This window comes from Pseudomonas sp. TUM25319 (assembly GCF_056388475.1).
On the sequence record NZ_CM150751.1, the window covers coordinates 5,272,165 to 5,284,672 of the forward strand.

Sequence of the window (12,508 nt, forward strand, 5' to 3'; positions counted from 1 at the left end):
CATTCATGCCGAACTACCCCGACACACACCTGTCACTGTTCAGACGAGGCCGTTCGACAGAGGCCGGCTACGCTCTGTGGGATGTACCGATACGTGGAAGGTTTCCAGGAGGAAAGACTATGTTGCTGTTGTGGTTAGTGGTGCTCGTACTGGGAGCGGCCTGGCTGGCGCATCGACGGACACCGGCTCTGCCGGCGCTTGCGCTCATTGCCGTGTATGTCGTGGCGATGGGGATCTTCTCGCGGGCCCCGGGGTGGTTGACGTTCCTGCTTCTGCTGGTGGTGGCTGCCATCGCCCTGCCCCTGCTGCTGCCTGACTTGCGCCGCAAGCTGTTCACCGCACCGATGTTCAACTGGTTCCAGCGCACGCTGCCGCCGATGTCCACCACCGAGCGCGAAGCCATCGACGCCGGCACCGTGTGGTGGGACGGCGAGCTCTTCAGCGGCCGGCCGGACTGGAACACCCTGCTCGGCTACCCCCGGGCCGAGCTGAGCGCCGAGGAACAGGCCTTCATCGACGGCCCCACCGAGGCACTCTGCGCCATGGTCAGCGACTGGCAGATCGGACAGGACATGGACCTGCCCGCCGAAGCCTGGGCGCACATCAAGAGCAATGGTTTCTTCGCCCTGATCATACCCAAGGAATACGGTGGCAAAGGCTTCTCCGCCTATGCGCACTCGCAGGTGGCGATGAAGCTGGCGACCCGCAGCGGCGATCTCGCCTCCACCGTGATGGTGCCCAACTCCCTGGGCCCGGCCGAGCTGCTGCTGCATTACGGCACCGACGAACAACGCAACCATTACCTGCCACGCCTGGCCCGTGGCGAGGAAATCCCCTGCTTCGCCCTGACCGGCCCACTGGCGGGCTCGGATGCCGGCGCCATGCCCGACACCGGCGTCATCTGCAAAGGCCAGTGGCAAGGCGAGGAAGTGCTCGGCCTGCGCCTCAACTGGGAAAAGCGCTACATCACCCTTGGCCCGGTCGCCACTCTGCTCGGCCTGGCGTTCAAGGCCTACGACCCCGATCACCTGCTGGGCGAGCAGGAAGAACTGGGTATCAGCCTGGCGCTGATTCCGACCGACACGCCCGGTGTCGATATCGGCAAGCGCCACCACCCCCTGGGCGCGGCCTTCATGAATGGCCCCAACTCCGGCAAGGACGTGTTCGTTCCCCTCGACTGCCTCATCGGCGGCCAGGAAATGCTTGGCAAGGGCTGGATGATGCTGATGAACTGCCTGTCGGTCGGTCGCTCGATCTCCCTGCCCGCGGTAGGCACCGGCGCCGCCAAGTTCACCAGCCTGGTCAGCGGACAGTACGCACAGATCCGCGAGCAGTTCAACGTACCGCTGGCCGCCTTCGAGGGCATCCAGGAGTCGCTGGCGCGCATTGGCGGCAATGCCTGGCTGATGGACAGCGCCCGCCTGCTCACCGCCAAGGCGGTGGACCTGGGTGAAAAACCCTCGGTACTCTCGGCGATCCTCAAATACCACCTGACCGAACGCGGCCGCGAATGCATCCAGCATGCGATGGACATTCACGGCGGCAAGGGCATCATCATGGGCCCGAACAATTACCTGGGCCGCAACTGGCAAGGCGCGCCTATCTTCATCACCGTCGAAGGCGCCAACATTCTTTCGCGCAACCTGATGATCTTCGGCCAGGGCGCGATCCGTTGCCATCCCTTTGTCCTCAAGGAAATGGCCCTGGCCGGCCGAGAAGATCACGACCAGGCGCTCAGGGAATTCGACACGCTGCTGCTCAGGCACATCGGCTTCGCCGTCGGCAATGCCGCCAGCACCCTGGTGCTGGGCCTCGGCCTCGGGCACTTCGAAAAAGCCCCCGGAGATGGTCTCAGCCAGTGTTACTTCCGCGCACTCAACCGCCAGGCGGCGGCCTTCGCCCTGCTGGCAGACCTGTGCATGATGCTGCTGGGCGGCGAACTGAAGCGGCGCGAACGGTTGTCGGCGCGCCTGGGCGACGTACTCAGCTATCTCTACCTCAGTTCCGCTGCACTGAAGCGCTATCACGACCTGAATTCACCGGAGGCTCTGCAACCGTTGCTGCGTTGGGCCATGGAAGAAAGCCTGGGCCAGGCGGAGCGCGCCCTGGACAGCCTGCTGGACAATTTCCCCAGCCGCCTGCTTGGCTGCGCGCTGCGGCTGGTGGTGTTCCCGTTCGGTCGCCGACACGCCGGACCCAGCGATGAACTCGATGCGGAAGTCGCCGCACTGATCGGCCGCGCCGCCGGCGACCCGGCGCTCGAAGCGCTGCTTGCCGGTTGCTACCGACCAACCGACCCGCAAGACCCGGTCGGTGCCTTGCAACACGCCAGCCGCCTGCTCGCCGATAGCGCGCCTTTGCACAAACAGTTGCGCCACGCCCTGAAAACCGGCGAACTGACGCCACATGCCGGAGAGCCTCTGATCGATGCGGCGCTGCGTGCCGGCGTCGTCGATGCTGCCCAGGCACAGCAGCTACGGGACGCCGAAGCAGCGCGTCGACGGGTGATCGACGTCGACGCGTTCAGCAAGGAGGAGCTATTGCCGGTCGCCGGGAAAGTGCGCTGAGCACAATCGGGCCGGGACATCGGGCGACGGGAGCCGTATACTCCGCGCCCGTTTTTCCGCTTTAGAGGATCGCCAGCATGGCCAATGCACACCTGGACTACCATCTCGCCCTGCTCAACCACCTGCGCAGCATCCTCGTCGCCCTGGGTGAAGCCGAGCAGGTGCCGGAAGAAAGCCACGGCCTGTTCCTCGAGCGCTTCGACGAACTGCTGGAGCAACTGCCGCAAGACCCACTGGAAAGCCAGTACCTGGGTCAGGACCTGATGTGCCAGGTCATCCAGCGCTACCCCCAGATTGCCCACCTGGTACCACGCGACCTGCTGTGGTTCTTCGGCGGTGATTGCCTGCACTTCATGCCAGATGAAGAACTGGATATGTACCAGGCGCTGGAGGAGCGTCGCTACGAAGCCGAGCAGAACGAAGAACCGTTCGACTGGAATCAGGAAAAGCAGTTGCTGAGCATGTCCGCTGACGACAGCAAGCACTGATGACCCACGCCGCTCATCGAAGCGGCGTTTTTTGCCTGTTCGTTTTCACCCGGAAAAGACAAAGCCCGGACTGACCAGCCCGGGCTTTTATTTCACGCAGAAATGAAAAAAGGACCCGAAGGTCCTTTTTTACTGGCTGGCTGATTCATGGAATCAACCAGCGCCATATTTGGAGCGGGAAACGAGACTCGAACTCGCGACCCCGACCTTGGCAAGGTCGTGCTCTACCAACTGAGCTATTCCCGCATATTGGCGTCCCCTAGGGGACTCGAACCCCTGTTACCGCCGTGAAAGGGCGGTGTCCTAGGCCACTAGACGAAGGGGACTCTGCCCAAAACGCGCTTCGCACGTTTCAGTGACCAGAATCGAACCCTGAGGATTCAAGACTGGATTTTTTTACAAGCCCCGCCGTTAAGCGAAGCCTTTGTAAATTGGAGCGGGAAACGAGACTCGAACTCGCGACCCCGACCTTGGCAAGGTCGTGCTCTACCAACTGAGCTATTCCCGCATTGGCGTCCCCTAGGGGACTCGAACCCCTGTTACCGCCGTGAAAGGGCGGTGTCCTAGGCCACTAGACGAAGGGGACACGCTACAACTTTTCACTCCCTGCCGCGTTTCGCTGTGTGCTTTACGCTGCAAGTGGCGCGCATTCTATGGATGCTTTGAGGGGTCGTCAACCCCCAAATAGAAATTTATTTAAATCAATGACTTCGACCCGTTTGCAGGCCCGGATCGGGGCTTCCGCCCTATTCTTCCAGGCACTGCTGCCGATAGCAGAAAGACGGGCAAAACAATTTCCCAAATGTGACTCAGGGCAAATTGCCATCAATCCCCTTCCGGCTTCCGCCAAACAGGCCTATCCGGCCAAATGGGAAGCCACTACACTCAATCGGTATACCTGACTGACGAGGCGTGAACGGTGACTCCACTAATGATTACCTTGCTTATAGTGGCGGGTATCGCATTACTCATCGTGATCGGCTACCTGAATAACGTAGTCGAGAACAACAAGCTCGAGCGGGCCCGGCTCAAAGTGGAGCTGGCTGATCGCTTGCGGCGAGTGGGCGAGATCACCGAAACCTTCCCCGGCCAGTTGATGACGCCCGCGCTCAAACTGCTGCTGACCCGCCTGGAGCTGAACCTCAATCAACGCCAACTGGCGCTGGAGAAGCACAGCAGCGAAATCCGCAACCGTATTGCCGAGCTTGAAGGCGTGATCGCCCAGGGTGAAGCGCTGCCGGTGAACAACCCGCCGACACCGATCCAGACCGAAGCCCGGGCCAAAGACATCCGCTTCCTCCTCGAAGCGCTGCACAGCCAGGTGGTACGTGCCTGCCAGGAAGGCTTCCTCAGCAATAACGAAGCCAAATACTGGGTCAAGGAAATCCGCCATATCCTGGTCGTGCTGCACATCGAGTTCTTCAACAACCTCGGCCAGGCCGCGCTGCAGCAGAACCAGCCGGGACACGCCCGCCTTGCCTTCGAGCGCGGCGTGCAGTACCTGCGCAAGCAGCCGGAACCGGGACAGTACCGCGAACAACTTGAATATATGGAGAAGCTCCTGGCGCGTGCCAACGCCATGGTGCTGGACACCATCGAGCCGACCGCGGACGACGTCAACGCCCTGACCGAAGGTCTGAAGACCGACGAAGAAGAGAACTGGAAGAAGAAAGTCATCTACGACTGATGAAGCAGCTGCAAGCTATAAGCTTCAAGCTGCAAGCTGAGCGGCGTTGCCTGTGCTTTCGCTTGCAGCTTGCAGCTTGCAGCTTGCAGCTTATGGCTAGAAGTAGCAGTCACTGGCCTGCAGGAAAATCCGCGCCAGGTTCTCCAATCCCGCTTGATCTTCAACACCAAAACGCGCCAGCTTCGGGCTGTCCAGATCGAGCACGCCGATCAGGCGTCCATCCTTGACCAGCGGAATCACCAGCTCACTGTTCGAAGCGCTGTCACAGGCGATATGCCCCGGGAACGCATGAACATCCTCGACCCGCTGGGTCTGCAGGCTGGCAGCGGCAGCGCCGCAGACGCCGCGACCGAAGGGGATCCGCACACAGGCCACCTGGCCCTGAAATGGCCCCAGCACCAGCTCGCCATCACGGTTCAGGTAGAAACCCGCCCAGTTCAGGTCATCGACCTGGCTGTACAGAAAGGCGGAAAACTGTGCGGCGTTGGCGATGAAGTCACGCTCACCGGCAAGCAGGGCCTCCAGTTGCGCAGCCAGCAGGCGATAACCCGCCAGCCCCGCTCCCGCCGCATTCAAATCGATCATGTGTGTTGCTCCAGCAGTTTGAGTCCGACCCAGTAACGGGCGAACTGATAGGCACAACGGCCATTTCGGTTACCGCGACCGGTCGCCCAGCGAATCGCGGCTTTCTCCAGTTCCTCATCGCGCGCCCAGACCAGCCCCGGGCCTTTGGCCAATTGGCCGATCCAGTGCTCGACGACATTGAGGAAATGCTCTTGGGTAAACGGGTAGAACGACAGCCACAGACCGAAACGGTCGGACAGGGCAATCTTGTCCTCCACCGCCTCGTTGGGATGCAGCTCGCCGTCGATCATCTTCCAGTTTTCATTGTCGCTCTGCTTCTCCGGCACCAGATGCCGACGGTTGGAGGTGGCGTACAGCAGCACGTTATCCGGCGCCTGTTCCAGCGAGCCGTCCAGCACACTCTTGAGCACTCGGTAATCGCCCTCGCCCGCTTCGAACGACAAGTCATCACAAAACAGTACGAAACGCTGGGGCAGCTTATGCAGTTGCTCCACCACCCGCGGCAGGTCCGCCAGGTGATCACGCTCGATCTCGATCAGGCGCAAGCCGCTGGCGGCGTATTCGGCCAGCAACGCCCGCACTAGCGATGACTTGCCGGTCCCGCGGGAACCCCATAGCAAGGCGTGGTTGGCGGGCATGCCGTCGAGGAACTGGCGGGTGTTGCGCCCCAGTTGCTCGCGCTGCAGATCGACGCCGATCAGGTCGGACAGGCGAATGTCCAGACTCACCTCCAGCGGCAGCAGGAAGCCGCTGCGGCCGTCACGCTGCCAGCGCGCCGCCAGGCAGCGGCTCCAGTCGATTTCCGGGCGCGGTGCCGGCAACAGGGGCTCCAGACGAGCCAGCACGCTTTCGGCGCGCTCGAGAAAAGCAGTCAAACGAGAGTCCACGGAAATTCCTCAGATCAGATTCAGGCGAACGAACAACACGCTGAATGTTCGACAGTACATGCCAGCAGCCGGGGTTGATCGGCTATGCTTGCGCAGCGCATGGAATGTGGAACTGGCTGGGGACCATGGATATCAAGTTCACCAATCGCCTGTCGTACAAGCAAGCCCGGCTGACAGTCCTCGTCGGCTTCATCCTGGGAACATTGCTCAGTCTCATCCAGATAGGCATCGATTATGCCAGCGAAGACGCCTCCATCAACCGCGAGATGCAGGCATTGCTGGATATCAGCCATAACACCGCCTCGCGCATCGCCTACAACATCGACTCGGAACTGGCCCAGGAACTGACCCTCGGCCTGTTGCAGTCCCCTGCCATCATCCGCGCCAAACTGATCGACAACAATGACACGGTCCTGGCCGATATGAAGCGGCCACGCCAGGAAAGCGCCTACCGGGTTCTCAGCGACTTCCTGTTTGGCAACAACCGCGAGTTCCGCAACAAGCTGTTCCTCAGCCATATGCCCGACGAGTACCTGGGCACACTCTATCTGGACGTGGATACCTTCACCTTCGGCAACCGCTTCCTCAAACGCGCCGAAGTCACGCTGCTCAATGGCTTCGTCCGCAGCCTGGTGCTCACCGGCATCCTCCTGGCGCTGATCTACATCATGCTGACCAAGCCTCTGGTACGCGTGATCAGCGCCCTGAGCAGCAGCGATCCGCGCAATCCCAATCAGGGCAAACTGCCCTTTCCGGTCGGCCACGAACACGATGAGATCGGTGTCCTGGTCAAGGTCGCCAACCAGCAGTTCGTCACCATGGCCACCGAGATCAAGCAGCGACGCAACGCCGAGAATCGCCTGACCGAATACCTCGGCGAACTGGAGAACATCGTTTCGGCGCGCACCAACGAACTCAAGGCCAGCAACATCCGCCTGAGCCAATCCAACGAGGAACTGGAAGATGCCCGCCGCCGCGCCCTGGACATGGCCCAGGCCCGTGCCGCGTTCCTCGCCAATATGAGCCACGAGATCCGCACACCGCTCAACGGCCTGCTGGGCATGATCGCACTGTCGCTGGACAGCCCGCTCAATGCCGAACAGCGTCAGCAACTCTCCATCGCCCACGATTCGGGCAAGGTATTGGTGGAGTTGCTCAACGATATCCTCGACCTGTCGAAATTCGATGCCGGCCAACTGGAGCTCGAGCGCATTCCCTTCGATCTGGGCGCCCTGGTCGAGGACACCGCCAACCTGCTTTCGCAGAATGCCGCGCCCAATGTCGAGCTGACCTGCCTGATCGACCCGAAATTTCCCTCGCTGGTCCTCGGTGACCCGACCCGGGTACGGCAGATCGTCAGCAACCTGCTGTCCAATGCCTTGAAATTCACTCGTTTCGGTCGGGTCGATGTACGTCTGGCCACCCACAATGGCGGCGTTCGCATCGACGTCTGCGATACCGGCATCGGCATCCCTCCGGAAGCACAGACGCGAATCTTCCAGCCCTTTACCCAGGCTGGCGCCGGTATCACCCGGCAATACGGCGGTACCGGTCTCGGACTGACCCTTACCAATAACCTCTGCGAAGCCATGCAGGGTCGCCTGAGCATCAGCTCCGAAACCGGCTTCGGCAGCCAGTTCAGTGCCGAGCTGCCGTTGCCCGCACACACTGCGGCAGCGCTGCCGGAACCGCTCAAAGGCCAGGTAGTGGCTATCAGCAATGCCAGCAGCGGCCTGGCCGAACTGTTACACACCCTGCTGCCGCGCTGGGGCCTGAATTACCAACGTCATGACTGCCTTGAGGATCTGGCCGGAGCAAGTCCCGACCTGTTGATCACCGACGACCTGGACTGCCTGCTGGCCCTGAGGCCAGTCATCAGAGCGCCGATACTGCTGGTGACCGCCTATGGCAATTTCCTGCCCGGCGAGCAGGCAGCCAGCCTCGCCCCGCTGCAACAGCAGGCCAGGCCACTGGCTCGGGGAGCGCTGTACCAGGCGCTGCGGCGGGTGTTGCTGAGCATCGACGACAGCACTCCGACCGAGCAGACCGCCAACCCCGTCAACGAGCGACGCGCGCGGATCCTGCTGGTGGAGGACAACCCGGTCAATCAACTGGTGGCCAAGGGCATGCTGGCCAAGCTCGGCTGCGAGGTCAGCGTGGCCGCCCATGGTGCCGAGGCACTCGAACAGCTGGAGCAGTCTTGCTTCGAACTGGTGCTGATGGACTGCAACATGCCGGTGATGGACGGCTACGAGGCCAGCCGGCGCATCCGCCAGAGCGGGCGCTGGCCCAACCTCCCGATCGTCGCCCTGACCGCCAACGCCATGCCCGAGGAGCGCGAGCGCTGCCGGGCGGCGGGAATGAACGATTACCTGGCCAAGCCGTTCCGTCGCGAGGAACTGCTGGCCCTGATCGACCACTGGGTGCCGCCGGGGATCACCCGAGCAACGCCCTGATCTGCGCGTCCAGTGCCTCAGGCTTGGTGGTCGGTGCATAGCGGGTGACCTTGCCGGTCTTCGGATCGAGCAGGAACTTGGTGAAGTTCCACTTGATGCCCTGCGAGCCCAGCAGGCCCGGCGCGCGTTTCTTCAGCTCGACAAACAAGGGATGGGCACCGTCGCCATTGACCTCGATTTTGCGGAACAGCGGAAAGCTGACCCCGAAATTCAGCTCGCAGAACTGCGAAATGGCGCGCTCGTCGCCCGGTTCCTGCTTGCCGAACTGGTTGCAGGGAAAGCCCAGGACCACCAGTCCCTGCTCGCGGTAGCGCTCCCACAGCGCTTTGAACTGCGCCCCGGATGTTGGACACCCATCCAGCACCGGGGTGTTTTAAATGATCAAGTATTCCAAGCAGTTCAAGCTGTCCGCCATCAAGGCCTTCCTCAAGCGAGGCCGGGGGTTTCGCCACGTGGCCAGCCAGTTTCAAATAGATCCCACCCTTCTGCGGCGCTGGGTCGTGGCTTACCAGCATCACGGCGTGGCCAGCCTCAAACGCTCTCATCAGCGCCACAGCGCCCAGTTCAAACTCACCGTGCTTCATCGCATGCTGAATGAACAACTGTCTCATCGTGCTGCCGCAGCGCTGTTCAATCTGGGTAATTCGAGTCAACTGGGCAGATGGCAGCAGCAGTATTACAGTGGCGAGCTTACAGCCCAGCTTTCAGCGAAGAAGAGACCGCCTCGTACCATGTCCAAGCAGCCCTCCAAGCCCGATGAAACCTCGGTAGTACCTGACGAGGAGCTCTCGGTCGCCCAACTGCTGCGCAAGATACGCAAGCTTGAAGCGGAGAACGCCTACCTAAAAAAGCTCGAGGAATTAGACGAGGCCAAACTCAGGCAGAAGAAAGCCACCACGAAAAAGCCCGGCTGATTGCCGAACTGCACTCGAGTCATTTGCTGGCCGACCTGCTAGACGCTGCAGGCTTGGCACGTGCCACCTACTACTACCAGCTCAAGACCATCGGAGCTGAGGATAAATGTGCCTCGCTGAAAGCCTCGATCCAGGACATCCAGCACCATCACCGTGGTCGCTATGGCTATCGCCGTGTCACCGCGACTCTGCGTCAGGAAGGTCAGTTGGTGAACACCAAGAAAGTACGCCGCCTGATGAACGAACTGGACCTCAAATGTACGGTGCGACCCAAGAAATACAGGTCATACCGTGGCCTGATGGACGAGGCATCACCCAATATCTTGAAACGGGAATTTACGGCTGATCAGCCCAACCAGAAGTGGGTGACAGATGTTACGGAGTTCAAGGTCGCTGGCGAGAAGCTCTACCTTTCGCCGATTCTGGACTTGTACAACGGGGAAATCGTCGCCTACCAGACTGACACGCGACCGCGCTATGCCCTGGTGGGAACAATGCTTGAGCGTGCACTGAAGAAACTCCCGACTGACAGCAAACCGATGTTGCACTCGGACCAAGGTTGGCACTACCGATACCCTGACTACCGCCAGCGCTTGAAGGATACGGGCCTGGAGCAAAGCATGTCGCGCAAGGGCAATTGCCTGGACAACGCCGCGATGGAGAGCTTTTTTGGCACGTTGAAAGCGGAGTATTTCTACCGGGAACACGTCAAGACAATCGACCAGCTCCGTGCTGGGATTGATGAGTACATTCGTTATTACAACCATGAACGTATCAAAATGAAGCTTGGCGGCCTGAGTCCTGTGGCTTACAGAAACCAGGCCGCGTAGCTTTACGCACCTAATGTCCAACTTTTGGGGCGCAGCTCACTTCAAGGCCCTTGTATTGGGGCGTGAAACCGCACTGGCTGGCGGTATTGACCACCAGCAGCGCCTTGCCCCCGAAGTCCGCCAGCGTCTTCTGTTCGCCCTTGATGGTCGTGCAAGGGATAGTCAGCAACTCTCCAGCCATGCGCAGCGCTCCTTGTTCAATGAACGCGCGGTCAGCGCGCCTTCAGGTCCAGACACACCGAATTGATGCAGTAGCGCAGGCCGGTCGGTGGCGGCCCATCGGGAAACACATGCCCCAGGTGCGCATCGCAGCGGGCGCAGGTGACCTCGGTGCGGATCATGCCGTGGGAAGTGTCGCGGATCTCGATCATGGCGCTGTCTTCGATCGGCTCGTAGAAGCTCGGCCATCCGCAACCGGAGTCGAACTTGGCCCTGGAGTCGAACAACGGCGCATCGCAGCAGATGCAATGATAGACACCGTCGGTCTTCGTCGAGTTGTACTGGCCACTGAACGGGCGCTCGGTGCCTTTCAGGCGGCACACCTGGTATTGCGCGGGATCCAGCATCGCACGCCATTCTTCAAGGGTTTTCTCCAACTTTTCCATCGGCAGGCCTCGGCAAATCAAAAAGCCCGTGCTGCAGCTTTTCGCCGGCACGGGTGGGACGTATTATTGCGCCTCAATTCAGACACCAGTCTGGCACCCGCGTTGCTCGCAGTTCAAACCTTTTCACAGCGTAGTACGCGGCGATCTTTTCTTATCGGGATCACATCATGCAGGTCAGCAAATCGAACAAGCTCGCCAATGTCTGCTACGACATTCGCGGCCCGGTGCTCAAGCACGCCAAGCGTCTGGAAGAGGAAGGCCACCGCATCCTCAAGCTGAACATCGGCAACCCGGCGCCTTTTGGCTTCGAGGCGCCGGACGAAATCCTCCAGGATGTGATTCGCAACCTGCCCACCGCCCAGGGCTACAGCGACTCCAAGGGACTGTTCAGCGCGCGCAAGGCGGTCATGCAGTACTGCCAGCAGAAGCAGATCGACGGTGTCGGCATCGAGGATATCTACCTCGGCAACGGCGTCTCCGAGCTGATCGTGATGTCGATGCAGGCACTGCTCGACAACGGTGACGAAGTGCTGATCCCGGCACCAGACTACCCGCTGTGGACCGCCGCAGTCAGCCTGGCCGGCGGCAGGCCGGTGCACTACCTGTGCGACGAGCAGGCCGACTGGTTCCCGGACCTGGAAGACATCAAGGCCAAGATCACCCCGAACACCAAGGCCATGGTGATCATCAACCCGAACAACCCCACCGGCGCCGTGTACTCCCGCGAACTGCTGCTGGGCATGCTGGAGCTGGCACGCCAGCACAACCTGGTGGTGTTCTCCGACGAGATCTACGACAAGATCCTCTACGACGAAGCCGTGCACATCAGCACCGCCTCGCTGGCCCCCGACCTGCTGTGCCTGACCTTCAACGGCCTGTCCAAGTCCTACCGCGTGGCAGGCTTCCGCTCCGGCTGGCTGATCATCTCCGGGCCGAAGCAGCATGCCCAGAGCTACATCGAAGGCATCGACATGCTGGCCAACATGCGCCTGTGCGCCAACGTGCCGGCCCAGCATGCGATCCAGACCGCACTCGGTGGCTACCAGAGCATCAACGATCTGGTACTGCCGCCTGGCCGCCTGCTGGAACAGCGCAATCGCACCTGGGAACTGCTCAACGACATTCCCGGGGTCAGTTGCGTCAAGCCAATGGGCGCGCTCTACGCGTTCCCGCGGATCGACCCGAAAGTCTGCCCGATCCTCAACGACGAGAAGTTCGCCCTCGACCTGCTGCTCTCGGAGAAACTGCTGATCGTCCAGGGTACCGCCTTCAACTGGCCATGGCCGGACCACTTCCGCGTGGTCACCCTCCCGCGGGTCGACGACCTGGAACAGGCGATCGGCCGAATTGGAAATTTCCTGAAGACTTATCAGCAATAGCCTACAGTCATACCTGCGTCGAAAAGGACGCGGGCGACCCTCCTCGACTCTTCACCCTTTCCTACCTGCGGCTCTGGGCCGCGGGTTGGATCGGTGTGTCTGATCGGTCG

General features: G+C 61.0%; 9 protein-coding genes, 4 tRNA genes and 2 pseudogenes. 6 read left to right on the forward strand and 9 right to left on the reverse strand.

Annotated elements, in window-relative coordinates; all coding sequences use genetic code 11:
- Positions 1-119 precede the first annotated feature (119 nt).
- Both AC05QJ_RS23745 and AC05QJ_RS23750 read left to right on the forward strand, forming a co-directional pair.
- Positions 120-2,567: an acyl-CoA dehydrogenase gene (locus AC05QJ_RS23745; RefSeq protein ID WP_476743692.1), complete on the forward strand. Its 2,448-nt coding sequence runs from the start codon at positions 120-122 to the stop codon at positions 2,565-2,567.
- Between the two features lie 77 nt (positions 2,568-2,644).
- Positions 2,645-3,055 carry a PA2817 family protein gene (locus AC05QJ_RS23750; protein WP_476743693.1) on the forward strand — a complete coding sequence of 137 codons (411 nt, stop codon included), beginning with the start codon at positions 2,645-2,647 and terminating at the stop codon, positions 3,053-3,055.
- A 170-nt stretch (positions 3,056-3,225) separates the two neighbouring features.
- On the opposite strand, the gene AC05QJ_RS23755 is transcribed toward AC05QJ_RS23750, so the two are convergent.
- The 4 genes from AC05QJ_RS23755 to AC05QJ_RS23770 form a co-directional block, all read right to left on the reverse strand.
- A tRNA-Gly gene (locus AC05QJ_RS23755) sits at positions 3,226-3,301 on the reverse strand.
- Positions 3,302-3,305: 4 nt separating this feature from the next.
- Positions 3,306-3,381: transfer RNA gene (locus tag AC05QJ_RS23760), tRNA-Glu, on the reverse strand.
- A gap of 106 nt (positions 3,382-3,487) precedes the next feature.
- Positions 3,488-3,563, reverse strand: a tRNA-Gly gene (locus AC05QJ_RS23765).
- 2 nt (positions 3,564-3,565) lie between these two features.
- Positions 3,566-3,641: transfer RNA gene (locus AC05QJ_RS23770), tRNA-Glu, on the reverse strand.
- Positions 3,642-3,974: 333 nt separating this feature from the next.
- On the opposite strand from AC05QJ_RS23770, the gene AC05QJ_RS23775 reads away from it, so the two are divergent.
- Positions 3,975-4,742, forward strand: a complete 768-nt coding sequence (locus AC05QJ_RS23775) for a hypothetical protein (RefSeq protein WP_476743694.1) — start codon at positions 3,975-3,977, stop codon at positions 4,740-4,742.
- Between the two features lie 96 nt (positions 4,743-4,838).
- On the opposite strand, the gene AC05QJ_RS23780 is transcribed toward AC05QJ_RS23775, so the two are convergent.
- Both AC05QJ_RS23780 and AC05QJ_RS23785 read right to left on the reverse strand, forming a co-directional pair.
- Positions 4,839-5,327: a GAF domain-containing protein gene (locus tag AC05QJ_RS23780; RefSeq protein WP_476743695.1), complete on the reverse strand. Its 489-nt coding sequence runs from the start codon at positions 5,325-5,327 to the stop codon at positions 4,839-4,841.
- Positions 5,324-6,214, reverse strand: a complete 891-nt coding sequence (locus tag AC05QJ_RS23785; protein WP_476743696.1) for an ATP-binding protein — start codon at positions 6,212-6,214, stop codon at positions 5,324-5,326. The genes AC05QJ_RS23780 and AC05QJ_RS23785 overlap by 4 nt, the downstream gene beginning before the upstream one ends.
- A 125-nt stretch (positions 6,215-6,339) precedes the next feature.
- On the opposite strand from AC05QJ_RS23785, the gene AC05QJ_RS23790 reads away from it, so the two are divergent.
- The gene (locus AC05QJ_RS23790; protein WP_476743697.1) at positions 6,340-8,670 is read left to right on the forward strand and encodes a response regulator; all 2,331 of its coding nucleotides are present in this window, start codon (positions 6,340-6,342) and stop codon (positions 8,668-8,670) included.
- On the opposite strand, the pseudogene AC05QJ_RS23795 reads toward AC05QJ_RS23790, so the two are convergent.
- A pseudogene (locus AC05QJ_RS23795) lies at positions 8,651-8,998 on the reverse strand (glutathione peroxidase); the annotation flags it as partial. The gene AC05QJ_RS23790 and the pseudogene AC05QJ_RS23795 overlap by 20 nt on opposite strands.
- A 49-nt stretch (positions 8,999-9,047) precedes the next feature.
- On the opposite strand from AC05QJ_RS23795, the gene AC05QJ_RS23800 reads away from it, so the two are divergent.
- Positions 9,048-10,414, forward strand: a protein-coding gene (locus tag AC05QJ_RS23800; RefSeq protein ID WP_476742730.1) for an IS3 family transposase whose coding sequence is annotated in 2 segments (ribosomal slippage) — positions 9,048-9,527 and positions 9,530-10,414 — 1,365 coding nt in all. Because the reading frame shifts where the segments join, the coding sequence is not laid out codon by codon here.
- 40 nt (positions 10,415-10,454) lie between these two features.
- Here AC05QJ_RS23800 and AC05QJ_RS23805 read toward each other — a convergent pair.
- Positions 10,455-10,595: pseudogene (locus AC05QJ_RS23805) on the reverse strand (glutathione peroxidase); the annotation flags it as partial.
- Between the two features lie 31 nt (positions 10,596-10,626).
- On the reverse strand, positions 10,627-11,019 hold the full coding sequence (gene msrB / locus AC05QJ_RS23810) for a peptide-methionine (R)-S-oxide reductase MsrB (RefSeq protein WP_476743698.1): 393 nt from the start codon (positions 11,017-11,019) through the stop codon (positions 10,627-10,629).
- 167 nt (positions 11,020-11,186) lie between these two features.
- Here msrB and AC05QJ_RS23815 point away from each other — a divergent pair, with 167 nt between their 5' ends.
- The gene (locus AC05QJ_RS23815) at positions 11,187-12,398 is read left to right on the forward strand and encodes a pyridoxal phosphate-dependent aminotransferase (RefSeq protein WP_476743699.1); all 1,212 of its coding nucleotides are present in this window, start codon (positions 11,187-11,189) and stop codon (positions 12,396-12,398) included.
- The last annotated feature ends 110 nt before the right edge of the window (positions 12,399-12,508 follow it).

Bases quoted from the DNA above. Each gene is read 5' to 3' on its own strand.
- AC05QJ_RS23745 (WP_476743692.1), top strand. From the start codon at position 120: ATGTTGCTGTTGTGGTTAGTGGTGCTCGTACTGGGAGCGGCCTGGCTG.
- AC05QJ_RS23750 (WP_476743693.1), top strand. From the start codon at position 2,645: ATGGCCAATGCACACCTGGACTACCATCTCGCCCTGCTCAACCACCTG.
- AC05QJ_RS23780 (WP_476743695.1), bottom strand. From the start codon at position 5,327: ATGATCGATTTGAATGCGGCGGGAGCGGGGCTGGCGGGTTATCGCCTG.
- AC05QJ_RS23790 (WP_476743697.1), top strand. From the start codon at position 6,340: ATGGATATCAAGTTCACCAATCGCCTGTCGTACAAGCAAGCCCGGCTG.
- msrB (WP_476743698.1), bottom strand. From the start codon at position 11,019: ATGGAAAAGTTGGAGAAAACCCTTGAAGAATGGCGTGCGATGCTGGAT.
- AC05QJ_RS23815 (WP_476743699.1), top strand. From the start codon at position 11,187: ATGCAGGTCAGCAAATCGAACAAGCTCGCCAATGTCTGCTACGACATT.